The organism is Halomonas marinisediminis (assembly GCF_004347715.1).
GTDB lineage: Bacteria > Pseudomonadota > Gammaproteobacteria > Pseudomonadales > Halomonadaceae > Halomonas > Halomonas icarae.
Genome location: NZ_SLTR01000243.1, coordinates 1 through 305, shown reverse-complemented (window position 1 = coordinate 305; position 305 = coordinate 1). Strand labels below are relative to the sequence as shown.

Here is a 305-nt window from a genome sequence, read left to right as displayed (position 1 = left end):
CCAATAAACTCCATAATATTCTCTTCATTTTCGTAGTGAATTTTCGGACTTTCTTTAAATGCTTTTTTATACAATTCCATTGCATCATTTAAATTGTCCATTTTTTCAAGAGTCATTCCTTTTAAAGTTAGAATGGAATTACTTTCTTTAATTTCGTTTGGAACTTCATTTAAGATTTTCAAAGCTAATTCAGGTTGCTTATTCCACCAATAAGTTTTTATCAGGCTTTCAATAGTTGTAATATCAGTTGGTTCAATTTCCATTGCTTTTTTGTAGAATACAATTGCACTATCAGACTTATTTTC

1 protein-coding gene is annotated in these 305 nt (G+C 28.2%); it reads right to left on the bottom strand.

Features of this window, described 5'->3' with window-relative positions; all coding sequences use genetic code 11:
• A partial coding sequence (locus E0702_RS16540) for a tetratricopeptide repeat protein (RefSeq protein ID WP_132045671.1) occupies window positions 1–305 on the bottom strand: 305 nt, incomplete at both ends.